The following is a 22,957-nucleotide window of genomic DNA, read 5'->3' as shown; positions in this document are numbered from 1 at the left end:
TGCACCCGCCTGGCCATCGCGCTGCAGGCGCGCGGCCCGCCCGAAGCCTCAGCTGCCCCCGGGTGCGGGCTGCGTGACCAGGCTGCGGACCTCGGCCAGCTTTGCCTTCAGCCGCCGCTGGTGCTCGGGGCCGAGGCGCAGCAACAGTTTCTGGCCCGCCGAGCGCGCCTGGAGCCCGGGGTCCGAGAACTCGAAGCGCACCCACGGCCTCAGCGACGGCACATCGCCCTTCACCTCCACCAGCCGCACCGCCAGCGGCGTGGTCGGCTCCGGAGTGGCGAGCAGGTGGTCGATGACGTCGACCAGGCGATCGTTGAAGTGGCGGCCCGGAAAGCCGAGATCTTCGTATGCGCTCTGGAACATGGGGTAGAGGCTGCGGTACACCGCCACCGCGCGGCGGCTGTCCACGCGCTCGATCCAGTCGACGAAGGCGGTGTAGCGGGCGTGGTTGCCGGCGCCGATCACCGCGCCCTGCGGCGTCTCGTTCGGGCCGAACCGCCCCGGCGTGGGGTGCACCGGCCACAACCGCGCCGCGGCATGCTCCCGCGGCAGGTTGTCGACCGTGGCGACGAGGCGGCGCGCGAAGTCGTCCAACTGCAGCCATTGCAGGACCGCTTGCGGACCGAGCAGTTCGTCGAGTGCCTGCTTGAGCGCCGATGCCGGCCCGGTGGATGCGGTCGCCGCCTCGGCCTGTGCGGCACTGGCGCCGATCGGGTACCGCACCGCCGGCAGCGCCGCACTCGGTACGGGCGTGGGCGGCTCGGCGCTGGCCACCGGCGGCGCCGCGGCCGGGGCGTCCGGGGCGGGCGCCGGTGCACTGCGCCACCACCACAGGCCTGCGGCCACCGCGGCCACCAGCACCACGACGCCGATTCCCTGGCCGATCCTGGTCATGCAAGGCTCCTGCACGGGCCGCGGCGGCACCTCCCGTGCGCCCGGACCTGACTGTCGATGCTTGCCTGCCGAGGGGAACGCACGGCGGCGCGATGTGTCTCTACCTTACGCGCGCATGCGCACGCCCGCAACCCACACCCCCGCCGAGGAAGGACTTTGCAATGCTCCGAACACACCCCCTGCCTGCGCTCGCCCTGGCCGCCTTCGCCTGCATCGGGCTGCCGGTCGTCTCGACTGCCGAAGCGCGCGAGATGGTGAGCGTGGCGCAGCGGGCCAACATGCGCGCCGGGGCCGGCACCCAGCACGAAGCCCTGTGGGTGCTGGAAGCCGGCTATCCGCTGAGCGTGACGAACCGTCGCGGCAACTGGCTGAAGGTGACGGACTTCGAGGGCGACACGGGCTGGATCTACCGACCCTTGACCGCCAGGCGGCCGCACCTCGTCGTGAAGGTGGAGGTGGCCAACCTGCGCAGCGCACCCAGCACGCGTGCGCGCCGGATCGGGCAGGCCGAATACGGCGAGGTCCTGCGCACGGTGAAGCACCGGCCCGGTTGGGTGCAGGTGCGCCGGGCAGACGGGCTCCAGGGCTGGATCGCACGGCGCCTGCTGTGGGGCTGGTAGACAGCTGCCGGCGCTCGGTCGATCGATGGTCGGACAGGCCGTCGTGCGGTGCACAGGCGGGCCGATGCCGGGGCCGTGGACACGAGCGGCCGCGGAGCGCGTGCTGGGGCCGTGCCTCGCGCCCCGCGGTCGCCTACTTCGGCAGGCAGGCCAGCATCTGCTGGATGCGTTCCGGCGTGTACGCCGCGGCCGCGGCAGCCATCGACTGCAGCGAGACTTCCTCCTGCATCGCCATGCCCTTGCGCGGCAGCGCGGCCTGGCCCAGGATCACGAAGTCCAGGGCGGCGTCGATGCCCTGGTAGGCCCGCACATCCGACGCCGTGGTCGGCGTGCGGCCGGGCCGGCAGCGGTCGGCGCTGCCGCCGCCGGGCCGCGAGATGAACGGCGGCTTGAGGTCCATCTCGCCCGGCCCGCAGCGCTGGTCGCGCGGGATCGGGCCGGGCTTCTGCCGGGTGACCGTGCCGGTGCGCAGCAACTGGTGCAGCGCGATCGATCCCTCGCCGAAGGCCGGCCCGCGGTCGCCGATCAGGGCCAGGGCGGGCGTGAAGCCCGCGCCGCCCACCCACACCAGCTTGCCCAGGTACTCCCGCGCCGGCGCCACGGCGATCGGCAGCGTCTCGGCATCGAGATAGCGCGTCTCGCCGCCCACCCGGTGCGTCACCGAGGTCATCGAGCGGTAGGTCCGCACCGGCTGGCCCGACAGGCCCTCCACGACCGGCCCGGGCCGGGGCTTGCCCAGGCCGTCGCCCACCACCCACTTGCCCGGCCCGCAGGCCGTGCGGCTGCCGCCCTCGGTGAACGGATCGACCTCGATCGCGTAGACGCAGAAGGCCGGCGAGCCGGGACCGAAGCCCATCGCCTCGGCCTTCAGGAAGTCGGGGCGACAGCCTCCGGCCTGGCAGCTCGTGGTCTGGCCGCCGGACCAGCGGTCCAGGCCGTTGGCGATGTACGTGAAGCCTGCGTCACCGACGGTGTAGGACGCCGCGCCTCCATCGGGGTTGACCGCCAGCCGCGCGCGCACCGCGACCGAGCCGTCGGCGAACACGCGCGTGGCGGTCTTGGTCGTGCCGCGGCCGTCGGGCGTCTTCACGGTCATGGTGCCGGGCGTGCCGCAGTCGGCCTGGGCGCCGGCACCGTGCGGCACCAGCAGCAGCGGGAGCACCACCAGCAGCGCTGCCGGCAGCGGTCGGGCGGTCGGGAAGGGGCAGCGATGCGGCATGCATGTCTCCTGGGTGAAGTGTCGGCGCAGTGTGCCAGCAGCAGTTCGAGGGCTTGCGCCGGGCCACGCCGGGCGGCGACGCGCGCCGCTCAGCTCGGCCGCGCGAAATCCGGGATGCCGAAGCGCTTGCGGTACGCCCCCGGCGCCATGCCGGTGGTGCGCTTGAACAGGCGCCGGAAGAACGCGCCGTCCTCGTACCCCACGCGCCAGCTGATCTCGTCGACGGGCGTGTCCGTGCGCTCCAGGCGGCGCTTGGCGTCTTCGATGCGCAGCCGCTGCACGTAGGCGATCGGCGCCATGCCGGTGGCGGCGGTGAAGCGGCGCTTGAAGGTGCGCTCGGCCAGCCTGGAGCGCTTGATCATCTCGTCCACCGGGCTGGCCACCGCGAAGTGCGTGGCCAGCCAGCGCTGCGCGGCGGCGATCTCGGCGTCGCCGTGGTCGACCTTGCCTTCGAAGGTCATGTAGGGCGTGAGGCCGTCCTGATGCCACTGCAACGCGAACAGCCGCGCCAGCGCCTGCGCGTCGGTGGCGCCGGCGAAGCGCGCGACCAGGTACAGCACCATGTCGTGCCAGGTGGTCGATGCGCCGGAGCTGATCAGTTCCTCGCGCTGGCCGGCGATCACGAGCACGCGCTCGGGGTGGATCGTCACGGCCGGGTACACGGCCGCGAACTGACGCGCGTAGGCGAAGTGCACGGTCGCATCCTTGCCGTCGAAGAGGCCCGTCTCGGCCAGCAGGAACAGCCCCGAGCACGCCGAACACAGCAGCGCGCCGCGCGCGTGCATGCGCCGCAGCCAGTCCACCAGCCGCGGGTAGCGCCCGGTCTGCCAGCCCGCGCCGCGCACCAGCAGCGAGGGCACGATCACGATGTCGGTCGACTCCACGCGGTCGATCGTGCGCTGCACCGGCATCTCGACGCCGCTGGCCAACCCCAGCGGACCTTCGACCTCGCCCACGATCTCCACCTGGAACGGCGCCCGCGCGGGCGTGTTCACCAGCCCCATCAGCGCATGCGCGTTCATCACGTCGTAGATGCCGGCCAGCGTGGCCATGCCGGCGTCGGGCAAAGCCACCAGCGCGACATGGCGGGCGGCGGAGACGGTGCTGGCACGGGCGGATCGGGACATCGCGACATCTCGGTGTTGGCACGAACGGACCGTTTCGGGGCGCGATCAGCACTGCCGCGAAACGCTGGGCCCCGCAACCATGGGCACCTCGTTCAAACGCGCCCTGTCGCAAGGAAGGAAGACCATGAAGACCCCGATGATGCCGCGCCGCCATGCACTCGTTCAACTGCTCGCCACCGCCGCGCTGGCCGCCACCACCGCCGCCGTGCCGGGGCCGGCGGCTGCCAGCGGTGCCGACAGCGGTGCCCGGCACCAAGCGCGCGCCGCCGATGCAGTGCTGTTCTGGAACCGCATCGCCGCCGACGCCTTCGCTCCGACCCAGGGCACCAACGCGCTGGCGCAGTCGCGCAGCTTCGCGATCCTGCAGGCCTCGGTGCACGATGCGCTGAACGCGATCCAGCGTCGCTACGCCGCCTACACGCCGGGGGTGCCCGCCGCACCGCACGCGTCGATCGACGCCGCCGTCGCCACCGCGGCGCGCGAGGTGCTCGTGCAGTTGCTCCCGGAGCAGGCCGCGATGGTCGAGGCCGCCTACGCCGACACGCTGCAGGCCGTGCGCGACGGCCGCGCCAAGACCGCTGGCATCGCCACCGGCCAGGCCGCCGCCTGGGTCAACCTGAACCGCCGCCTCGATGACGGCGCCGACGGCGCCACGCAGCCGGTCTACGTGCCAGGCACCGGGCCCGGCGAATACCAGTTCACCCCGCCCTTCGACTTCGCAGGCCTGCCGGGCTGGGGCCGCGTGCGGCCCTTCGTGATCGACCCGGCCGCGCATGCCCTCCCGGGCCCGCACGATCTGGCGAGCAAGGCCTACGCCCAGGACTTCGCGCACGTCAAGGCCATCGGCCATGTCCACAGCACGACGCGCACGGCAGAGCAGACCGAGATCGCCGGCTTCTGGTACGAAGACTCACCGCTGGGCTGGAACCGGATCGCCCTCGCCGCCATCCAACTGCGTCGGCTCGACGCCTGGGAGGCCGCGCGCGCGCTGGCGCTGCTGCACTTCGCGATGGCCGACGGGTTCATCGCCGGCTTCGCGGAGAAGTACGCGCACCGCTTCTGGCGCCCCGTCACCGCGATCCACGCCGCGGCCGACGACGGCAACCCGCTCACCGCGCCCGACGTCGCCTGGCAGCCGCTGCTGCCGACGCCCCCGGTGCCCGACTACCCGTCGACGCACACCGTGCTGGGCTGGGCGGCGGCCGAAGTGCTGATCGCGCTGTTCGGCGACCACCTGCGCTACGACACCACCAGCCTCACGCTGCCGGGCGTGGTGCGCAGCTTCCGCGGCTTCTCGCAGGCTGCCGAAGAGAACGGGGCATCGCGCGTCTACGCCGGCATCCACTTTCGCCATGCCGTGCACGACGGACGCCGCCAGGGCCGCGGCATCGGCCAGGCCGTCGCCACCGCGCTGCCGCCGGTGCGCTGAGGCACCACCACGCACCCACCAGGAAACAAGCACCATGGACACCCCCGTGATCGATGCCGCGAAGGTCGAGGCCTTCGCGATGCGCGCCATCGGCGACATCACCGCCGGCTACACCGGCGTGCTGGTCAGCCTCGGCCACCAGCTCGGCCTGTACCAGGCGATGGCCGGCGCCGGCCCGCTCAGCGCCAAGGAAGTGGCCCGGCGCGCCGGCTGCGCCGAGCGCTACGTGCGCGAGTGGCTCAACGCCCAGGCCGCCGGCGGCTACCTCGGCTACCACGCGGTCAGCGACACCTACGAGCTCGTGCCCGAACACGCGCTGGTGCTCGCCGACGAGGACAGCCCGGCGTTCGTCCCGCACGCCTGGAACGTGCCGGCGGCGATGTGGTCCGACCAGCCGAAGACGCTGGAGGCCTTCCGCACCGGCCGCGGCGTGGCCTGGGGCGAGCACGACGGGCGCATGGCCTGCGGCGTGGCCGCGTTCTACCGCAACGGCTACCGCGCCAGCCTGGTGCCGCAGTGGCTGCCCGCCCTGGACGGCGTGGTGGCGCAGCTCGTGTCGGGCATGCACGTGGCCGACGTCGGCTGCGGCCACGGCCACGCGACGCTGCTGATGGCCGAGGCCTTTCCGAACGCGCACTTCCACGGCTTCGACACCCATGCACCCTCGCTGGCCGAGGCACGGCGCCACGCCGCCGCCGCCGGCCTGACCGAGCGCACCTCGTTCACGACCGCGCGGGCCACCGACTACCCCGACCACCGGTACGGACTGATCTGCTTCTTCGACACGCTGCACGACCTGGGCGACCCGGTGGCCGCGGCCGAGCACGCCGCCGCGACGCTGGCACCAGGCGGCACGGTGCTGCTGGTGGAGCCGTTCGCGCACGACCGCGTCGAGGACAACCTCTCGCCCGTGGGCCAGCTGTACTACAGCGGGTCCGCGCTGATCTGTTGCGCGCACGCGGTCTCCGAAGGCGGCAGGCTCGTGCTCGGTGCGCAGGCCGGTCCGAAGCGGCTGGCCGACGTGTTCCGCAAGGCCGGCTTCACGCACTTCCGCCGCGCGGCGCAGACGCCGTTCAACCTGATCTACGAGATCCGGCGCTGAGCGCCGACCGCCGGGAGCTGCACGATGGACCAGTTGCGCGCGATGCGCACCTTTGCCGAAGTCGCGGAACGGGGCGGCTTCGCCGCGGCGGCACGGGCGCTGAACCTGGCGCCCTCGGTGGTCACGCGCCAGGTGGCCGAGCTGGAACGCCAGCTCGGCGCCCGGCTGCTGGCCCGCACCACGCGGCGCGTGCTGCCCACCCCGATCGGCCAGCGCTACCTGCAGCGGGTGCAGGGCATCCTGCGCGACGTGGACGATGCCGCCGCCGTGGCGTCGCAGGGCCAGCGCGAGTTGCGCGGCCGCGTGCGCCTGATCGCACCACCGCTGTTCGCCACGCGGCAGCTGATGCCGCGGCTGGCGCGCCTGCATGCGCTGCACCCGGAGATGGCCATCGACATCACCGCCAACGGCCCGGTGGACGGCGTGCACGAGGCCCACGACATCAGCCTGGTGGTGCGCGCCGAGGCGCTCGACGGCGACTTCGTCGCGCACCGGCTCGCACAGTCGCAGGTGCTGCTGTGTGCGGCGCCCGGCTACCTGCGGCAGCATGGCCAGCCGGAGCACCCACGTGACCTCGCCCACCACGCGATGCTGCTCGCTGCGCTGCCGCGCATGCCACGCAGCTTCGTGCTGGCGCACGACGCCGGCCACACCGTCGGTGTCACGCCCGCCCACGTGCTGCTCAGCAGCGCCAACGGCGAGCTCTGCCACGCGGGTGCGCTGGCAGGCATGGGCATCGCCGCACTGCCGAGCTTCGCGGTGCAGGCCGAGCTGGCGCAGGGCCGGCTCGTCCGTGTGCTGGGCGACTGGCGCCTGTTCGACCTGAACGTGCATGCCTGCCTGGCCAGCGGCCGACAGGTGCCTGCCGTGGTGCGGGCGATGCTGGATTTCCTGCGCGCCGAGTTCCCGGGTGGCGATCATGACCCCTGGTGCGCATCCGGCGCCCCGGCGCAGCCGCGTCTGCGGCTCGCGGCCTGAGACGCCGGCCCACGCCTCACGCCGGGGCGGGTCCGTCGAGCGCGCTGCCGACCTCGCGCATGTGCGTCCGCAGGCTGCCGAAGCGGCGCCGGTACTGCGTCGGCGACATCATCACCTTGCGCCGGAACAGGCGGTTGAAGAAGCTGACGTCGCGGTAGCCCACCTCGAAGGCGATCGACTCGACCGACGCCACGTCCGCCTCGAGCATCTGCTTGGCTTCCTCCAGGCGCAGGTGGTGGACGTAGTCCAGCGGCGCCATGCCGGTGGCTTGCGCGAAGCGCCGCTTGAAGGTGCGCTCGGCGAGCCCCGAAGCCAGCACCATCTGCGCCACCGGCGCTTCGTGGCGGTAGTGCTCTGCGGCCCATGCCTGCGCCGCAGCGACAGCCGGATCGCTCGACTGCGCGCCGTGACGCAGCGAGGCGTAGGCGATGGGGCTGGTCGCCGCGAGGTCGAGCAGATTGATGCGCGCCACCTGCATCGCCGCCTCGGCGCCGGCGAAGCGGCTGATCAGCGCCATCACGAGCTGGTGCCAGGCGACACCGCTGCCGGCCATCACGATGCGCTGCCCGGCGCCGGCGAACAGCAAGCCGCGCTCCGGGAACCAGCGCGTGCCGGGGTAGTCGCGCTTCAACACGTCGCAGTAGGCCCAGTGCGAGGTCGCGTCCAGCCCTTCCAGCAACCCGGTGCGGGCGAGCAGCACCGCGCCCGAGCACGAGGACGCGAGGATCGATCCCTGCGCATGCCGCTCGCGCAGCCAGGCCACCTCCGCATCGTAGGCGCTGCCGATCGGCTCGTCCGGCGCCACGGCGATGTCGGTCACGCAGACCACGTCGGGGGATCCGCAGTCGACGAAGGAGGCATCCGGGACGAGACGCACGCCGTTGGCGCCCTCGATCGGCCGCCCGTCGCGACTGACGATGATCGAGCGGAACGGCGAGTCGGCGTGGCCGCCATGCAGCATCGACCAGTCGCGGTGCACGCTCGAGAACAGATCGTGAAAGCCGTACAGCGTCGCGGCCGTGACGCGCGGCACTGCAAGCAAGGCCACGGTGATCGGTCGATTCGTCATGGACGCTTCGGCGTGGCAGGAATGGACGGATTTTTGCAGAAACGCCGCTGTTGGACGAGGGCTCGCGTGCGCACACTCGCGCCTCTCGTCGATTCCCCTTCCCTCGGAGCCTTGCATGCCCACCCCTCTCGAACTGCTGATCGATCCGGTCACGCTGACGATGCTGGCGATGTTCGCCGCCCTTGCACTTGCCGAGCGGCTCTGCCCAGGCCGCTCGCTGCCGCAGGCCCGCGGCTGGCGACCTCGCGCGCTGGCCGTGTTCGCGGTGTACTTCCTGGTCTCGTCGTACCTGCCGCTGCTGTGGGCCGACGCGCTCGCGCCACTGCAACTGCTCGACCTGTCGGCCTGGCCCACGTGGGCCGCCGTCGCACTGGGGCTGCTCGTCTACGAGTGCTTCGCCTACGCCTACCACCGCGGCATGCACGGCGTCGACGCGTGGTTCCGGATCTCGCACCAGATGCACCACAGCGCCGAGCGGCTCGACGTCTACGGCGCCTTCTGGTTCAGCCCGCTCGACATCGTCGGCTGGACGCTGGTGCCGAGCGTGGCGCTCACGCTGCTCGGCCTGCCGCCACAGGCAGCCACCGCGACCATCCTCACCATCACGTTCCTCTCCATCTTCCAGCACGCCAACCTGCGCACCCCACGCTGGCTCGGCTGCTTCGTGCAGCGTCCGGAAAGCCACACCATCCATCATGCGCGCGGCATCCATGCGAAGAACTACGCCGATCTGCCGCTGATCGACATGCTGTTCGGCACCTTCGAGAACCCGCGCAGCTTCGAACATGCCACCGGCTTCTGGCACGGAGCCTCGGCACGCGTGCTCGACATGCTGCTCGGGCGCGACGTCACGCGTCCCGGTTCCGCCCGCCCGTGGCGGGCACCGCGATGAACCCCGTTCCGACCCGGATCCGGTGGCCCGGCCGCGTGTGCCTCGGGCACGCCGAGCAGGGCACCCGCAGCGCCACGCCGGTCGATCTCGCCCGCTTCCCCCGATCGCTCGCCGCCACCGCGGCGGCCGACTGATCCACACCTGGAGACCACCATGACCACCTTGATCGATGCCCTCGGGCACCCCGTCAGCGGCGCCACCGCCGCCGCCATGGACCACTACGAGCAGGCAGCGCACGAACTGCGCTGCCTGGTGGGCGACCCGCTGGCAGCGGTCGATCGCGCGCTGGCCGCGGCACCCGCGATGTCCATCGCGCACACCCTGCGCGCCTGGCTGCACCTGCTGGGCACCGAGGCGCCCGCGCTCGCCACGGCGCGCGACGAAGCCGAGGCGGCGGCGCACCATGCCGGCACCGAACGCGAGCGCATGCACGCGCAGGCGGCCACGCTGGTCGCCGGCGGCCGCTGGCGCGACGCCGCGCGGCTGCTCGAGGACCTCAGCGCGCAGCACCCGCGCGACCTGCTCGCGCTGCAGACCGGCCACCAGATCGACTTCTTCACCGGCGACAGCCGCATGCTGCGCGACCGCATCGCACGGGTGCGCCCGCAGTGGAACGACGCGATGCCCGGCCACCACGCGGTGCTCGGCATGCACGCCTTCGGTCTGGAGGAGAACGGCGACTACGCGCAGGCCGAGCGCACCGGGCGCCGCGCCATCGAACTGCAGCCGCGCGACACCTGGGCCTGGCACGCGGTGGCGCACGTCCACGAGATGCGCAACGCGGCCGAGGCCGGCATCGCCTGGCTCGAGCCGAACGCGGCGCACTGGTCGCACGACAGCTTCTTTGCCGTGCACAACTGGTGGCACCTGGCGCTGTTCAAGCTCGAGCAGGACCGCCACGACGAGGTGCTCGCGATGTACGACGCGTCGATCGGCGGGCCGGGCTCCGGCGTCGTGCTCGACATGGTCGACCAGAGCGCACTGCTGTGGCGGCTTGCACTTCGCGGCGTGGACGTGGGCGACCGGTGGCAGCCGCTGGCCGAACGCTGGGCGCCGCACGCGACCGCGGGCAACTACGCCTTCAACGACCTGCACGCGATGATGGCCTTCGCCGGCGCCGGTCGCAGCGACCTCGCCGCGCAGCTCCGTGACGCGCAGCATGCGGCGCTGTCGGGCAGCGGCGACAACCGCGCCTTCACCGCCGAGGTCGGTGCGCCGGCAACGCTGGCCGTGCAGGCCTTCGCGGCGGGCGACACCGCCACCGCCGTCGCGCTGCTGCGACCGATCCGCTCCGGCGCACACCGTTTCGGCGGCAGCCATGCGCAGCGCGACCTGCTCGACCTGACGCTGATCGAAGCGGCGCTGCGCAGCGGCGAACGCGCGCTCGCGCAGGCGCTCGCGGCCGAGCGCGCCGCGCTGCGGCCCGCCAGTCCGCTGGCGCAGCGCTTCGTCGCGAGGGCGGCTGCGTGATGGACTGCACCGCGCGGGCGGCGCGTGCGGTACGGCCTGCCGCGTGGTGCAACGGGGTGCCAGACGCTGAGGAACAACATCGCAGCGCACCGGCCGTTCCTCGACTTCGACCTCCACCGCCAGCGCGCCGACGGTTCCCGCGGGCAGTACAGGATCCGCGGTGAGCCCATGCTCGACAGCGCCTGCGGGTTCATCGGCGACCGCGGGGTCGGCGCCTTGGTGCTGCCCGAGAAACTGCCCTGATGGCGCGCTGCAGCACGGGTCGGGCGCGGTCGCGGCTGGCCATCTGCCGATGCGTGCACGGAACGACCCGCGTCAGGTCGAGACGGCAGGCTCGACCGCTTGTCGAAACGCGCCTGGCGGGCGCCCCAGCAGCCGCTGGAAGGAGCGTCGCATGCGCTCGGTGTTGCCGAAGCCGCAGTCCTCGGCGATGCGCTGCACCGAGGGCTGGCCGCTCTGCAGTGCGGTGCGTGCCGCCTCGACCCGCAGGCGCTCGATGGCCTGTGCCGGCGTGGCGCCGGTCTCGGCGCGGAAGCAGCGCGCGAAGTGGCGCGGGCTCATGCAGGCCCGCGCCGCCAGCGCGTCGACGCTGTGGTCGTCGCGCAGCCGGCTGCGCACCTGGTCGAGCAGTGCACCGAAGCGGCCCTCCGGGCGCTGCAGGTCCAGCAGCGGCGAGAACTGCGACTGCCCGCCCGGGCGCCGGCGCTCCACCACCAGCTGGCGTGCCGCTTCGCGCGCCAGCGCCTCGCCGTGGTCGTGCGCCAGCAGTGCCAGGCACAGGTCGATGCCGGCCGTCATGCCGGCACTGGTCCACACCTCGGGCAGCGGCTGCGCCCCGCGGCGCGCAGCGGGCTCGCGCACGTAGATGCGGTCGGGACGCAGGCGCACCGCCGGGAAGTCGGTCGCGAACTGGCGGCTGCGCGACCAGTGCGTCGTCGCCATGCGCTCGTCCAGCAGCCCCGCCGCCGCCAGCACCAGGCTGCCGCTGCAGATGCTGGCCATGCGTGCCCCGGACCGGCTGGCGCGCTGCAGCCAGCCGATCAGCCGCGCGTCGCGACAGGCGGCGTCCACGCCGTCGCCGCCGATCACCATCACCAGATCGACGGACCCCAGCTGCCGCGGCAACGCCTGCACCGGCCAGTGCACCCCGGCCGAGCTGCGCACGGCAGGCCCCTGGCTCGCCACCAGGCGCCAGGTGTAGCTGGCGGGCAGCTCCAGGCGGGCGACCTCGAAGACCGCCATCGGCCCGGCCAGGTCCAGTTGCTGGAAGCCGGGGAACAGCACGAATGCGATGCGGCAGCTCATCCCCGCATCATCGCCCGAAACCGCCGTTCCCCCGTGTTTGCCGCTTGGCAGAAAAGGTGGGCACAGCGTCCTGGCAGCCACGGCCTGCTGCCGCCATGCTGTGCGCCTGTCACCACAACGCAGTGCGGAGCGCAGCAAGATGAACGTGGGCATCCTGGTCTTCGACGAGGTCGAGCTGCTGGACATGGCGGGGCCGTACGAGGTCTTCACGACGGCGGCGCGCGTGCTGGCGCGGTCGCAGCCGCCAGGCACGCCGGCGCTGTTCTCGGTGACGACGATCGCGCGCCGCCCCGGCCCGGTGCGCGCACGCGCCGGGCTGCGCCTGCAGCCCGACCACGGCCTGGCCGACCATCCGCCGCTGGCCTGCGCCATCGTGCCCGGCGGCGTGGTCGACGCCGAACTGGGCCAGCCCACGCTGGCGGCCTGGATCGCCGCGCAGGCGCGCACGGCCCGCATCCTGGCGTCGGTCTGCACCGGTGCGCTGCTGCTGGCGCAGGCCGGCGTGCTCGACGGGCTCGATGCCACCACGCATTGGGAGGACCTGGACGCGCTGCGCGCCCTGCGGCCGGCGGTGCGCGTGCATGGCGGCGTGCGCTGGGTGGACCAGGGCGCGGTCGTGACCTCGGCCGGCATCTCCGCGGGCATCGACATGAGCCTGCACCTGGTGCAGCGGCTGCACAGCCGCGAGCTTGCGGTGCGCACAGCGCGCCAGATGGACTTCGACTGGAGACCCGCGGCATGACCACCGCCACCACCACCCGCGCGCGGCTCCCCCTCGACCCGGCGCAGGCCGGGGCCGGCCTGGACCGCGACCTGATCACGGTCACCACCCGGGGCCCGACCGTGTTCGTCGACGGCCAGGGCTCGTGGCTGACCGACACCGACGGCAAGCGCCATCTCGACCTGGTGCAGGGCTGGGCCGTCAACAGCCTGGGCCACAGCCCGACCGTGGTCGCCCAGGCGCTGGCCCGGCAGTCCGGGCGTCTGCTGAACGCGGGCCCGGCGTTCCACAACCAGCCGATGCTCGACCTGGCAGCGCGGCTGGTGGGGCTGAGCTGCTTCGACCGCGTGTGGTTCGGCAGCACCGGGGCCGAGGTGAACGAGGCGGCCGTGAAGCTGGCGCGGCGCTGGGGCCAGCGCCAGCGCGGCGGCGCGCATGAAGTCATCAGCTTCGACGGCGCGTTCCACGGCCGCACGCTGGCGATGATGAGCGCCTGCGGCAAGCCGGGCTGGGACCGCGTCTTCGCGCCGATGCCCACGGGGTTCGCCAAGGCGCGCTACAACGACATCGGCTCGGTCGAGCGCGCCATCACGCCCGCCAGCGTGGCGGTGATGATCGAGCTGGTGCAGGGTGAGGGCGGCGTGAACCTGGCGGACCCGGGCTTCGTGCGCGAGCTGCGCGCACTCACCGCCGAGCGGCAGCTGCTGCTGATCGCCGACGAGGTGCAGACCGGCATCGGCCGCTGCGGGCGCTCGTTTGCCCACGAGCTGTTCGACATCGAGCCCGACGTGATGACGCTGGCCAAGGGCATCGGCGGCGGCGTGCCGCTGGCGGCGCTGCTGTGCAAGGAGCGGTTCAACTGCTTCGCCCCCGGCGACCAGGGCGGCACCTTCGGCGGCAACCCGCTGATGGCGGCGGTGGGGCTGGCGGTGGTGGACACGGTGTGCCAGGACGGCTTCCTCGCGCAGGTCCGCCAGCGCGCCGGGCACCTGGCGCGCGGGCTGCAGTCCATCGTGCGCGACCACGGGCTGGTGGCCGAACGCGGCGCCGGCCTGCTGCGGGCGCTGGTGCTGCCCACCGACACCGCCCACCTGGTGGTGGCGGCGGCGCAGGCGCTGTCCCCCGTGGGGCTGCTGCTGAACGCGCCCCGCCCCCACCTGCTGCGGCTGATGCCGGCGCTGACGATCACCGACGACGAGATCGACCAGGCCCTGCACCTGCTGCGCCGGGCGCTGCGCGCCGGCATGGGCTGAGCGGTCGGCGCCTCGATCGAACGCCTCGCGCGCGGGGAGGTCGCTGCAGGGCCGACCGCCGCGGTGCGGTCCCGCCGTGTCCGGGGCCGGACCGCCGCCGACGAAACCCCGTGCGCCTGCGTCCTCAGTGCCGGTGCGCGTGGTGCGCGTCGGGCACGTGCGCATGCGCGTGGCGCAGCGGTGTGTGCACGTGCGGATGGCTGTGCGACCCGACGGGCATGGGGTCGTGGCTGTGGTCGTGGTGGCCGTCGTCGTGGCGGTGCGCGTGCTCGTGGGCCAGCGCCTCGTGGCTGTGCACATGCGCATGCGACTCGGCCAGGTGCAGCAGCACGCCAGCCAGCATCAGCACGCTGCCCAGCAGCAGCAGCCCCCCGGCTGCGCGGTCGCCCAGGGCCACTGCCAGCGCGGCGCCGATGAAGGGCGCGAACGCGAACACCGAGCCAGTGCGCGCGGCACCGAAGGCCCGCTGCGCCAGCAGGTACAGGCGCAGGCTGAGGCCGTAGCCGGTGGCGCCCACGGCCAGCAGCGCAAGCGCGGTGCCTGCGGCAGGCAGCGGCTCGCCGGCCGCCACCGCCAGCAGCGCGGTGGCGGTGGCGCCCAGCGCGGCCTTGGCCAGCACCACCTGGCCGGGGTCGCGCTCGGCCAGCGCGCGCGAGAGGGTGTTGTCCACGCCCCAGGCCGCGGTGGCCAGCAGCACCGCGAGCAGGCCCCACAGCTGCGCGCCACCGCCACCGGTGCTGCTGGCGGCGAATGCGCCCAGGGCCTGGTCCAGCACCAGCACCATGCCGCCGGCCAGCAGCAGCGCCATCGCGCCCCAGACGCGGCCATCCATCGTCTCGCGGTACAGCCAGCGCGCCAGCACGGCGGTGAACAGCGCCTCCAGCGTCAGCATCAGCGACGCGCTGGTGCCGCTGGTGTGCTGCAGCCCCCAGGCCAGCGCCACCGGTCCCAGCACCGCGCCGCAGGCGGCCATGGCCAGCAGCCGCGGGAAGTCGGTGCGCAGCAGCCGCGCTTCGCGCTCGACACGCCGGCGCGACAGCGCGCCCACCGCTGCTGCACCTGCGTACAACAGCGCCGCCGTCGTGAACGCGCCCACCCCCGTGCCGAACTGCTGCACCAGCGGCGTGCTCACGCCGAACAGCAGCGCCGCCAGCAGCGCCAGCGCGCCGCCGCGCAGCGCGGGCCAGGCCGCCCCGCGTGTCATGCCGCGCCCGCGCCGCGGCGGCCGGTGGGGCACAGCGGCGCGGGGGGTTGTTCGTCGCGCAGGTACTGCGTCTCTTCGTCTGCCGTGGCGGGGCGCACCTGCACGAACCGCGCGCGCGCACCGTGCAGGTCGGCCAGCGCGGCCTGCATCAGCGCCGGTGCGTCGGCGCCGGCAGGCAGCGCGCGCAGCCAGCGGCGCGGGTGGCCGTCGTAGGTGTAGTCGACCGCCCAGACGGTGGAGGTCTTGAAGAAGGTGCTCATGCCGCTGGCCCGGGCCCGGCTGGCCGTCAGCGCTTGCGCCGCTTGGTGGCCTTGGTGCGCGCCGGCGGCGTGGTCGCCTGCAGCAGGCGCCCACCGATGAACCCGCCCGCCTTGTGCCCGACCATGCCATCCGTGACACGCAAGGGCACTGCCGTCTTGCCGTCGTGCACGGCGACGGCGAGCCCGATGAACTCCGGCACGATGGCGGAACGCCGCGACCAGGTCGTGATCGGCTGCCTGTGCTGTTTCGAGAGCACGCCCTCGTTGAAGCGCGCCGGGTCCTGCACGGTGGACGGACCCTTCTTCAGCGTGCGCTTGCCGCGCAGCGGCGCCGGGGCCGGGGTGTCCACGAGCACGCGCGCCAGGTCGTCGGGCGTGGCGTCGGCCGGCAGCGCCGCGCCGAGCACCCGACAGCAGACGGCGCGCAGGCTGGTCCAGGCGATCGGGGTCATCGGCGGGCCTCCAGGGTCATCATGGGTCACGGCGGTTGCGGGGCGCGGCGGTCCGTGGGCTGCGGCGGCACGCTGGTGCGGCAATGGTGGTGCTGCATCGCGAACGCACCGGCGCGGGCGTCGTCCATCCAGAAATCGTGGCCGTCGTTCTCGCGCCTGGCCGACACACGGGGAGCTGTGTGCGGTTCAACTCTAGCATCAGGCCGTCGCCCTAGAACCTCGGCAGCCCGGCGTCGCCTCGGGGGTCGGCGTGCAGCAGCACCTGGCCGTTGCAGCGTGCGGGCAGAGCACGAGAAAGTGCGTGTGCGAGCCGGCGCGTTCGATCAGCGTGTGCGGCGGGCCGCCTGGGCCCTGCTGGGCGATGCAGTCGCGTGCGTTTCCAGGCTGCTGCGCGGTGTCCAACGGTCTGCCCCCTCACCCGATCCGCGCGCAGACGCCTGCCTGGCGGCGCTGGCGGAGTGTGGCGGGACCGTGGCGCCAGGCTGGCGCGCGGGCCGAGGACCCGCAGGCCGCGCTCAGCGCGCTTCGAGCCGGAAGACCGAGACCACCTGCGCCAGCTGGTCGGCCTGCATGCGCAGCGACTCGGCCGCGGCCGACGACTGCTCGACCAGCGCCGCGTTCTGCTGCGTCATCGCGTCGAGTTCACCCACCGACGCGTTGATCTGCCCCAGGCCCTGGCTCTGCTCGCCCGCAGCGGCAGTGATCTCGCCGATGATGTCGCTCACCTGCTTCACCGACTGCACGATGTCCTGCATCGTCGCGCCGGCCTCGCCGACCAGCCGCGAACCGGCCTCGACCTTGTCGACGCTGGCGCCGATCAGGCCCTTGATCTCGCGCGCGGCCTCGGCCGAGCGCTGCGCCAGCGTGCGCACCTCGGCGGCCACCACGGCGAAGCCGCGGCCCTGCTCACCGGCGCGCGCCGACTCGACGGCGGCGTTCAGCGCCAGGATGTTGGTCTGGAAGGCGATGCCGTCGATGACGCCGGTGATGTCGGCGATCTTCTTCGAGCTGGCCGTGATCTCGTCCATCGTCGCCACCACCTGCGACACGACGGCGCCACCGCGGTTGGCGACCGAGGCGGCCGAGCTGGCCAGCTGGTTCGCGGCCCGTGCCGACTCGGCCGACTGCTGCACGGTGCCGGTGAGCTGCTCCATCGAGGCGGCGGCACGCTGCAGGTTGCTGGCGGTCTGCTCGGTGCGCGACGAGAGGTCCTGGTTGCCGGTGGCGATCTCGCTGCTGGCGAGATGGATGCCGTCGGTGCTGCTGCGCACGCTGGCCACGAGCGCACGCAGGCGTTCCTGGGTGCGCTGCAGTTCACCCATCAGGCCCTGTGCCGGCGCGAGGCCCGTGGCAGGCAGGCTCAGGTCGCCGTCGGCGAGGCGGCGCAGCGCCGCACCCGCGAGTGCCGGGTCGCCGCCGAGTTCGCGCTCCACCGTGCGGCGCATCAGCCAGCACAGCAGGCCCGACACCACCACCGCGGCCACCGCCAGCAACGCGGCGGCCACGGTGACGCGCTGCGCCCGCGCCTGCGTCTGCGCCTGCATCTCGGTCGCGGCCTTGCGGCTGCTGGCCATCTGCTCCAGCAGCTTCGCGCGCAGCGCACGCCAGGCCGGCGTCTCGCCCGTGTTCAGCAGGGCCGCGGCCTGGGCCGCGTCGCTGCGCGCGAGCTCGAGCACCTTCTTCTGCTGCACCGCCTGCGCCTCGCGCAGCGTCCGCATCTCGTCCAGCGCAGCCTGCTGCGGCGTCCCCTGGACGAGCCTGGAGGTGCCGCTCCATGCGTCCTGGTAGGCCTGCTCGGCGGTGGTGAAGTTGTCGTAGGCACGGCCGTTGGCCGGATCGAGCACGATGTTGCGCAGGGCCTGGCCCATCTGCAGGCCCTGGGCGTACATCTCGTTCATGCCGTTGGCCACCGCCTGCACCGTGCCGATGTAACGGTTGAACTCGTTCTGGGTCCGCACCAGCCCCCACACGCTGGCCGACAACGCCAGGATGAACAGCACGGCCGGCACGATGGCGCACAGCAGCAGTCGGGTGTGGAACTTCATGGTCTCGGCTCGGCAAGTGGGTCGATGGACTGCGCGCGTGCGGTGCCCGCACGGCGCTCTTCGATCACTTTCGGCCGATGACCATCAGACTTGAGATCCGCGTCGGCGCAGGCCGTGCCGCCGGCAGGCGGCGGCACGGCGCGGCTCAGCGGCCGTGCAGGTCGCGCAGCTTGATGTCCATCGGCTGCGGCGCCGGCGTGCCGCGCGGCGCGCTGCGCACGTGGCCCGGTGCCGCGCGGGGTGCCAGCTCGCGCTGCACCTCGACGGCCGCGGGCGGCGTGTCGGCCATGCCCATCGCCTCGTAGGCGGCGCGCAGCACGGCGTCTTCGTCCTCGGCCGAGGCCTTGGCCTGCTCGATGGCCTGGGCCGCCAGCTGCACCGGGTTGTCGAGCACCGCGGCGGTGCGGTAGGCGTCGTTCTCGGCCTCGGGGTTGTCGTGCTCGCGGTCGATGACGGCCACGGCCATCTTCGAGCGCAGGCAGGCCAGGCCCTCGGGCGACCAGTTGGTCACCAGGTCTTCCAGTTGCCGCAGCGCCTGCTGCAGCACGTCGAGCGGCACCTTGTGCAGGCCGCGCCAGCCCTTCTTCTTCGAGCGCGTGCTCCACGAACGCCAGATGGCGCACGGTGGAGCGCAGCCGCGCGTCGTCGTCGAGCAGCCGTGCCAGGTCCTGGCGCGCCAGGCCGAGCAGCCGGTCTTCCTTCTGCGCCGCCAGCTCGGCCCGCGACAGCGGCTTGCTCTTGCCGGGCTCGGTGATGCGGTCCTGCAGCACCAGGCGCACCTGGCCTTCCTGGCGCTTGAGTGCCACGTCGTACTTGAAGAAGGCCAGCACGGCCTTCTTCAGCGGCGCAAACAGGGGGCGGTGGGAACTCATGGTGTACGGGGTATCGGCCGCGGCGCGGCGCGGCTTGAGCCTGCGCACCGGCGCAACTGTGACCAGACGTGTCTGCCGCGGAGGCGCGGCCCGTGCTGCTCCAGGCCGCGTCAGGCTGCGCAGGTGCGGTTCTTGCCCGTGCGCTTGGCCTCGTACAAGGCCTCGTCGGCGCGTTCCAGCGCGGCTTCGAGTGTCTCGCCCGGGCGCCAGGCGGTGACGCCGGCCGAGAAGGTGACGAAGACCTCGCGGTTCTCGTGCAGGAACAGCGCTTCGCTCAGGCCACGCTGCAGCCGTGTCAGCGCCTGCTGGGCCTCGGTCACCGGGGTGGCCGGCAGCAGCACCACGAATTCCTCGCCGCCGAAGCGCGCCAGGTGGTCCACCGGCCGCAGGCGTTCGCGCACCGCCGCCGCCAGCGACTTGAGCGCCAGATCGCCGGCGGCGTGGCCCAGCGTGTCGTTGAGCTTCTTGAAGTTGTCGATGTCGATCAGGCCGATGGCCAGCGTGGCCTGCGCCGGCACCTCGGGGCCGGCGCGTTGCACGCGCGCGGCCTCGGCCTCGAAGGCCTGGGCCAGGCCGCGGCGGTTGGCCACCTGGGTCAGCGCGTCCGTGGACACCTCTTCGGACAGCCTGCGCAGTTCGCATTCGAGGTCCCGCACACGCGCTTCCAGCTCGCTGGCCTTGCTGTGCTCGTCGTGCATGCGGCGCTGCGCCTGGCCCACCAGGGTCTGCACGGCGCGGCTCTCGTCGACGATCTCGCGCACCACGCCGGCCAGGCTTTCCAGGCTCTCGGCGCCGGCGATGGCCTGGGCGTGGCGGCCGATGCTGTCGTGGAAGCGGCCGGTGTGCTCGCCCAGCTCGCCCAGCTCGCCGATCATGCGCGTGATCAGGCCCTTCAGTGCGTCGCGCGCGGCATTGCGCTCATCGCGCACCCGTTGCTGGCGCTGGCGCGTCTCGGCCAGCAGCTCGCTGGCGGCGCGCACGCTGCGGGCGTTGATGCCTTCGGCCAGCCGCAGCGCCAGCGCCGCACTCTGGCCCTGCGCCCAGCTGTCGTCCTCGGCCAGGTCGGTGAGGCCGCGGCCGAGTTCCTGGCACAGCGCACCGAGCTGCTCGATGAGGTGGTGGCGGTGGGCGAACAGGCGGCGCGCCCGCGCGCACACCTCGGCCACGGCGGCCACGCGCTCGGCACTCAGGCCGTCGTGGGCCAGGCCGTCGGCCAGCGCGGCCAGGCGGTCGGCGAGTTCGTGCGCGCGCGGTTCGTCGGCCGGCAGCGCCGCGCGCACCGTGCCTTCCAGGTGGCCGACCAGCGGCTGCCAGGCGGCATCGGGGGCGGCCACGGCCGAGGCCGCGGCGGGCGCCGGTGCCTCGTCGAGCGGCGCGGGCGCGGTCAGGCCGCTGCCATGCTCGGCCTCGGGGTCGGGTTCGGCGCGCTCGCCCTCCCAGGCCGTCACCAGCGCCTGCAGCCGCTGCTGCAGGCGGGCCAGGTCGCCGCGGCTGCTGTCCAGCACACGCTGCAGGCTGTCCTTCTTGCGCGCCGGCGTCCACTGGCGGCCGCTGCGGTCGAGCCCGCGCACGAGCTTCTCGATCAGCAGCGCCCAGGCCGGACCCAGCGCCTTGTTGGAGTCGACCGGGGCCGGTGCCGGGCCCTGCCCCGATTCTTCGGCGTAGGCGCGGGCGTAGTTCTCGGGCGTGGGCTCCAGCTTGGCCATCGCCAGCCGGCGCAGGGCGCCCTTGGCCACCTGCGCGGGGGTCGTCATGGACATGGGAGGATGTGCTGCAGCGGGACGGCGGCCTGCCGGCCGGCTAGAGGCGGCCGCCCGCGGCGCGCAGGGCGTCGGCGCCGAAGTCGACCTCGGCGGCCTGGCCGATCCAGGGTGCCTTGCGCGGCAGCACGGTCTGCTCGCGCCAGCGCTCCAGTTCGTCGGCCGGGATCGGGCGGCTGAACAGGAACCCCTGCATCACGCCGCAGCCCAGCCGGTGCAGCACCTCCATCTGGCGCAGCGTCTCCACGCCTTCGGCGATGACACGCAGGCTCAGCGCCCGCGCCAGCGCGATGATGGCGGTGACCACGGCCACGCTCTGCGGCGTGACACCCAGGTCGCGCACGAAGCCGCGGTCGATCTTCAGCTCCGACAGCGGCAGCGTGGTCAGGTACGACAGGCTGGAGTAGCCGGTGCCGAAGTCGTCGATCGAGACCTCGACGCCAATCTCGTTCAGGCGGTGCAGGGCGGGGATGACGTCCTGCAGGTCCTTCATCAGGTTGGTCTCGGTGATCTCCAGCATGATGGCGCGGTGCGGCACGCCGACGCTGGTGACGCATTCGTGGATGTGCTCGATCAGGTCGCTGCGCAGGAACTGGTGGCTGGGCAGGTTGACGGCGATGCTGTCGCTGAAGCCGAAGTTGGTCTGCCACACCTTGGCCTGGCGCGCGGCCTCGCGCAGCGCCCATTCCGACAGCGGCACGATGAGGCCGGTTTCCTCGGCGAGCGGGATGAACTCGTTGGGCGGCACCAGGCGGCCGGCGCGGTTCCAGCGCATCAGCGCCTCGGCGCCCACCATGCTGGCGCTGCGCACGTCGACCTTGGGCTGGTAGTGCAGCACCAGTTCGTTGCGCTCGATGGCCTTGTGCAGCGCGGTCTCCAGCTCGAGCTTCTCGCGGCCGCGGCCGGCCAGCGCGGGGCTGTAGATGGCGCTGGCGTTGCGGCCCTGGTTCTTCACCGAGTACATGGCCACGTCGGAGTTGCGCATCAGGTCGGCGACGTTGCTGCCGTCGCGCGGGAAGATGGCCACGCCGACGCTGGCGGTGACGAAGCACTCCTGGCCCGAGACGACGATGGGCTCGCGCATCACTTCCAGGATGCGCTGCGCCACGCGCTCGGCGTCGCGGTCCTCGGCCACCTCGGGCAGCAGCGCCACGAACTCGTCGCCGCCGAGCCGGCCCACGGCCTCCAGCGTGCGGTGGCTGCGCGCGCCGGCGGATTCGAGCTGGCCTTCCATGACCTGGTCGGAGTGCCGCACGCAGCTGCGCAGCCGCGCCGCCACCTGCACCAGCGCGTCGTCGCCGGCCACGTGGCCCAGCGTGTCGTTGATGATCTTGAAGCGGTCCAGGTCGATCAGCAGCAGCGCGCACTGGTGCTGCATGCGGCGCGCCTGCTCCAGCGCCCGTTCGGCTCGCCAGATCAGCTGGCGGCGGTTGGGCAGGCCGGTGAGCGCGTCGAAGTTCGCCAGGTGGCGGATCTTGTCCTCGGCGATGCGGCGGTCGGTGACGTCCTGCACGATGCCGGTGTAGCCGATGCTCTGGCCGTGTTCGTTGAACTCGGGCTCGGCCTCGACGTGGATGATGCGCTGGCGGCCGTCGTACAGCGTGATGGGCACGTCGGTCGCCAGCACCGAGGCGTGGCGCAGCACGTCGTGCAGCAGCCGCATCAGCGCCCGGCGGTCCTCGCGCGGCACCATGCGCAGCAGCACGCGCAGCGAGACGCGCTCGTTCATCGCGTGGCCGAAGACGCGCAGGCCCTCGGGCGACATCGCCAGCCCGCCTTCGCTGCGCCGCCAGTCGAAGCTGCCCATGCGCGCCAGGTCCTGCGCGCGCGCCAGCTTGGCCTTGCTGCGCTCGAGCTCGATGCGCGTGCGCGAGGCGCGCAGCAGGTAGTGCAGCCGCCCGGCCAGCAGGCTCCACTGCGTGGCCTTGACGAAGAAGTCGGTGGCTCCGGCCTGGTACGCGCGAGCGATGGAGGCGTCGTCGTCCAGTCCGGTGAGCATCAGCACCGGCAGGTTCTCGAAGCCGGCCATCGCGCGCACGGCACGGCAGGTGGCGAAGCCGTCCAGCCCGGGCATCAGCGCGTCCAGCACGATGATGTCGGGCGTCCAGTCGGCCAGCAGTTCGATGGCCTTCTCGCCGCTGGAAGCCTCGGTGATGCGGAAGCCGCGGTCGCGCAGGGCGAACGCCGTGGTCAGCAGGTTCACCTCGTCGTCGTCGACGAGCAGCACCTCGGGCTGTTCAGGCAGCCCGGCATCGGTGAAGGTCAGGGGCGGTGTCATTTACGCA

22 protein-coding genes are annotated in these 22,957 nt (G+C 73.1%); 10 read left to right on the top strand and 12 right to left on the bottom strand.

Going from position 1 to position 22,957, the window contains the following annotated elements; translation table 11 throughout:
- Window positions 1–48: 48 nt before the first annotated feature.
- Entirely contained in the window at window positions 49–894 is an 846-nt protein-coding gene (locus tag ACPOLB_RS23130) for a DUF3014 domain-containing protein (RefSeq protein ID WP_425258398.1), read from the bottom strand.
- Between the two features lie 161 nt (window positions 895–1,055).
- Here ACPOLB_RS23130 and ACPOLB_RS23125 point away from each other — a divergent pair, with 161 nt between their 5' ends.
- On the top strand, window positions 1,056–1,514 hold the full coding sequence (locus ACPOLB_RS23125) for an SH3 domain-containing protein (RefSeq protein WP_425258397.1): 459 nt from the start codon (window positions 1,056–1,058) through the stop codon (window positions 1,512–1,514).
- A 133-nt stretch (window positions 1,515–1,647) separates the two neighbouring features.
- On the opposite strand, the gene ACPOLB_RS23120 is transcribed toward ACPOLB_RS23125, so the two are convergent.
- On the bottom strand, window positions 1,648–2,733 hold the full coding sequence (locus ACPOLB_RS23120) for a hypothetical protein (protein ID WP_425258396.1): 1,086 nt from the start codon (window positions 2,731–2,733) through the stop codon (window positions 1,648–1,650).
- An 89-nt stretch (window positions 2,734–2,822) separates the two neighbouring features.
- On the bottom strand, window positions 2,823–3,860 hold the full coding sequence (locus tag ACPOLB_RS23115; protein ID WP_425258395.1) for a GlxA family transcriptional regulator: 1,038 nt from the start codon (window positions 3,858–3,860) through the stop codon (window positions 2,823–2,825).
- Window positions 3,861–3,984: 124 nt separating this feature from the next.
- On the opposite strand from ACPOLB_RS23115, the gene ACPOLB_RS23110 reads away from it, so the two are divergent.
- From ACPOLB_RS23110 to ACPOLB_RS23100, 3 genes are read left to right on the top strand one after another with little or no spacing between them, the layout of a single operon-like run.
- Window positions 3,985–5,289 (top strand): vanadium-dependent haloperoxidase, encoded by a 1,305-nt coding sequence (locus ACPOLB_RS23110; protein WP_425258394.1) that lies wholly within the window; start codon window positions 3,985–3,987, stop codon window positions 5,287–5,289.
- A gap of 34 nt (window positions 5,290–5,323) precedes the next feature.
- Window positions 5,324–6,391 (top strand): class I SAM-dependent methyltransferase, encoded by a 1,068-nt coding sequence (locus ACPOLB_RS23105; protein WP_425258393.1) that lies wholly within the window; start codon window positions 5,324–5,326, stop codon window positions 6,389–6,391.
- A gap of 24 nt (window positions 6,392–6,415) precedes the next feature.
- Window positions 6,416–7,369 carry a LysR substrate-binding domain-containing protein gene (locus ACPOLB_RS23100; RefSeq protein WP_425258392.1) on the top strand — a complete coding sequence of 318 codons (954 nt, stop codon included), beginning with the start codon at window positions 6,416–6,418 and terminating at the stop codon, window positions 7,367–7,369.
- Window positions 7,370–7,385: 16 nt separating this feature from the next.
- On the opposite strand, the gene ACPOLB_RS23095 is transcribed toward ACPOLB_RS23100, so the two are convergent.
- Entirely contained in the window at window positions 7,386–8,555 is a 1,170-nt protein-coding gene (locus ACPOLB_RS23095) for a GlxA family transcriptional regulator (RefSeq protein WP_425258391.1), read from the bottom strand.
- Here ACPOLB_RS23095 and ACPOLB_RS23090 point away from each other — a divergent pair.
- Genes ACPOLB_RS23090 through ACPOLB_RS23075 form a run of 4 tightly spaced genes read left to right on the top strand, consistent with a single transcriptional unit; the run spans window position 8,554 to window position 11,043 of the window.
- A complete protein-coding gene (locus ACPOLB_RS23090) occupies window positions 8,554–9,330 on the top strand; it encodes a sterol desaturase family protein (protein ID WP_425258390.1) in 777 nt (258 codons plus the stop codon). The two genes, ACPOLB_RS23095 and ACPOLB_RS23090, sit on opposite strands and share 2 nt — an antisense overlap.
- On the top strand, window positions 9,327–9,464 hold the full coding sequence (locus ACPOLB_RS23085; protein WP_425258389.1) for a hypothetical protein: 138 nt from the start codon (window positions 9,327–9,329) through the stop codon (window positions 9,462–9,464). Before ACPOLB_RS23090 ends, ACPOLB_RS23085 begins: the two co-directional genes overlap by 4 nt.
- A gap of 19 nt (window positions 9,465–9,483) precedes the next feature.
- Window positions 9,484–10,800, top strand: coding sequence for a tetratricopeptide repeat protein (locus ACPOLB_RS23080; RefSeq protein WP_425258388.1), 1,317 nt, complete (start codon window positions 9,484–9,486; stop codon window positions 10,798–10,800).
- 24 nt (window positions 10,801–10,824) lie between these two features.
- Entirely contained in the window at window positions 10,825–11,043 is a 219-nt protein-coding gene (locus ACPOLB_RS23075) for a hypothetical protein (protein WP_425258387.1), read from the top strand.
- Window positions 11,044–11,115: 72 nt separating this feature from the next.
- Here the strand turns inward: ACPOLB_RS23075 and ACPOLB_RS23070 are convergent, their stop codons facing one another.
- The gene (locus ACPOLB_RS23070) at window positions 11,116–12,105 is read right to left on the bottom strand and encodes a GlxA family transcriptional regulator (protein WP_425258386.1); all 990 of its coding nucleotides are present in this window, start codon (window positions 12,103–12,105) and stop codon (window positions 11,116–11,118) included.
- Between the two features lie 139 nt (window positions 12,106–12,244).
- Here ACPOLB_RS23070 and ACPOLB_RS23065 point away from each other — a divergent pair, with 139 nt between their 5' ends.
- Window positions 12,245–12,847: a DJ-1/PfpI family protein gene (locus ACPOLB_RS23065; RefSeq protein ID WP_425258385.1), complete on the top strand. Its 603-nt coding sequence runs from the start codon at window positions 12,245–12,247 to the stop codon at window positions 12,845–12,847.
- Window positions 12,844–14,079 (top strand): aminotransferase class III-fold pyridoxal phosphate-dependent enzyme, encoded by a 1,236-nt coding sequence (locus ACPOLB_RS23060; protein ID WP_425258384.1) that lies wholly within the window; start codon window positions 12,844–12,846, stop codon window positions 14,077–14,079. Before ACPOLB_RS23065 ends, ACPOLB_RS23060 begins: the two co-directional genes overlap by 4 nt.
- Window positions 14,080–14,203: 124 nt before the next feature.
- Here ACPOLB_RS23060 and ACPOLB_RS23055 read toward each other — a convergent pair whose 3' ends face one another.
- From ACPOLB_RS23055 to ACPOLB_RS23025, 7 genes are all read right to left on the bottom strand, one after another.
- Window positions 14,204–15,283: a DMT family transporter gene (locus ACPOLB_RS23055; protein WP_425258383.1), complete on the bottom strand. Its 1,080-nt coding sequence runs from the start codon at window positions 15,281–15,283 to the stop codon at window positions 14,204–14,206.
- The gene (locus tag ACPOLB_RS23050; protein WP_425258382.1) at window positions 15,280–15,543 is read right to left on the bottom strand and encodes a hypothetical protein; all 264 of its coding nucleotides are present in this window, start codon (window positions 15,541–15,543) and stop codon (window positions 15,280–15,282) included. The genes ACPOLB_RS23055 and ACPOLB_RS23050 overlap by 4 nt, the downstream gene beginning before the upstream one ends.
- Window positions 15,544–15,569: 26 nt before the next feature.
- Window positions 15,570–15,869 carry a ribosomal protein S19 family protein gene (locus ACPOLB_RS23045; protein WP_425261961.1) on the bottom strand — a complete coding sequence of 100 codons (300 nt, stop codon included), beginning with the start codon at window positions 15,867–15,869 and terminating at the stop codon, window positions 15,570–15,572.
- Between the two features lie 641 nt (window positions 15,870–16,510).
- Complete coding sequence (locus ACPOLB_RS23040) at window positions 16,511–18,040, bottom strand: methyl-accepting chemotaxis protein (RefSeq protein ID WP_425258381.1); 1,530 nt, start codon at window positions 18,038–18,040, stop codon at window positions 16,511–16,513.
- A gap of 145 nt (window positions 18,041–18,185) precedes the next feature.
- On the bottom strand, window positions 18,186–18,599 hold the full coding sequence (locus ACPOLB_RS23035; RefSeq protein ID WP_425258380.1) for a hypothetical protein: 414 nt from the start codon (window positions 18,597–18,599) through the stop codon (window positions 18,186–18,188).
- A gap of 423 nt (window positions 18,600–19,022) precedes the next feature.
- Window positions 19,023–20,672 carry a diguanylate cyclase gene (locus ACPOLB_RS23030; RefSeq protein WP_425258379.1) on the bottom strand — a complete coding sequence of 550 codons (1,650 nt, stop codon included), beginning with the start codon at window positions 20,670–20,672 and terminating at the stop codon, window positions 19,023–19,025.
- Window positions 20,673–20,712: 40 nt separating this feature from the next.
- Window positions 20,713–22,950 carry a putative bifunctional diguanylate cyclase/phosphodiesterase gene (locus ACPOLB_RS23025; protein WP_425258378.1) on the bottom strand — a complete coding sequence of 746 codons (2,238 nt, stop codon included), beginning with the start codon at window positions 22,948–22,950 and terminating at the stop codon, window positions 20,713–20,715.
- Window positions 22,951–22,957 lie beyond the last annotated feature (7 nt).

The sequence above is a fragment of the Rubrivivax soli genome (genome assembly GCF_049810355.1).
Lineage (GTDB): Bacteria > Pseudomonadota > Gammaproteobacteria > Burkholderiales > Burkholderiaceae_C > Rubrivivax.
The sequence above is the reverse complement of the archived record's forward strand: the minus strand, read 5'-3'. Positions and strand labels throughout refer to the sequence as shown.